This is a genomic window from Mesorhizobium sp. M1322 (assembly GCF_040318085.1).
Lineage (GTDB): Bacteria > Pseudomonadota > Alphaproteobacteria > Rhizobiales > Rhizobiaceae > Mesorhizobium.
The window spans coordinates 1-1,177 of sequence record NZ_JAMYLP010000208.1 but is presented as its reverse complement, the minus strand read 5'-3'; the positions used below and the strand labels follow the sequence as shown (position 1 = coordinate 1,177).

Below are 1,177 nucleotides of genomic sequence, written 5' to 3'. Positions count from 1 at the left end.
ATGGCAAAAGGTAAATTCGAGCGTACAAAGCCTCATGTGAACATTGGCACGATTGGCCATGTCGATCATGGCAAGACGTCGCTGACGGCGGCGATCACCAAGTATTTTGGCGAATATAAGCGCTACGACCAGATCGATGCGGCGCCCGAAGAGAAGGCGCGCGGCATCACCATCTCGACGGCGCATGTCGAATACGAGACGGCCAACCGCCACTATGCCCATGTCGACTGCCCCGGCCACGCCGACTATGTGAAGAACATGATCACCGGTGCCGCGCAGATGGACGGCGCGATCCTGGTTGTGTCGGCCGCCGACGGCCCGATGCCGCAGACCCGCGAGCACATCCTGCTGGCCCGTCAGGTCGGCGTGCCGTCGATCGTGGTGTTTTTGAACAAGGTCGACCAGGTCGACGACGCCGAGCTGCTCGAACTGGTCGAGCTCGAGGTGCGTGAGCTGTTGACCAAGAACGAGTTCCCCGGCGACGACATTCCGATCGTCAAGGGTTCGGCACTTGCCGCTTTGGAAGATTCCGACAAGAAGATCGGCGAGGATTCGATCCGCGAATTGATGGCTGCGGTCGACGACTACATCCCGACGCCGGTTCGTCCGCTGGACAAGCCGTTCCTGATGCCGATCGAGGACGTGTTCTCGATCTCGGGCCGCGGCACGGTGGTGACCGGCCGCGTCGAGCGCGGCGTGGTCAAGGTCGGCGAGGAGCTGGAAATCATCGGCATCCGTCCGACGACCAAGACGACCTGCACGGGCGTCGAGATGTTCCGCAAGCTGCTCGACCAGGGCCAGGCCGGCGACAACATCGGCGCGCTCTTGCGCGGTGTCGACCGTGAAGGTGTCGAGCGCGGCCAGGTTCTGGCCAAGCCGGGCACGGTCAAGCCGCACAAGAAGTTCGTCGCCGAAGCTTACATCCTGACCAAGGACGAAGGTGGCCGTCACACGCCGTTCTTCACCAACTACCGTCCGCAGTTTTATTTCCGCACCACCGACGTGACCGGCATCGTGTCGCTGCCGGAAGGCACCGAGATGGTGATGCCGGGCGACAACATCACCGTCGATGTCGAGCTGATCGTGCCGATCGCCATGGAAGAGAAGCTGCGCTTCGCCATCCGTGAAGGCGGCCGCACCGTCGGTGCCGGCATCGTCGTCACCATCAAAGAGTAAT

The 1,177-nt window shown here is 62.0% G+C and carries 1 protein-coding gene; it reads left to right on the top strand.

Annotated elements, in window-relative coordinates:
- Positions 1–1,176 (top strand): elongation factor Tu, encoded by a 1,176-nt coding sequence (gene tuf / locus NKH12_RS30410; RefSeq protein ID WP_029352152.1) that lies wholly within the window; start codon positions 1–3, stop codon positions 1,174–1,176.
- The last annotated feature ends 1 nt before the right edge of the window (position 1,177 follow it).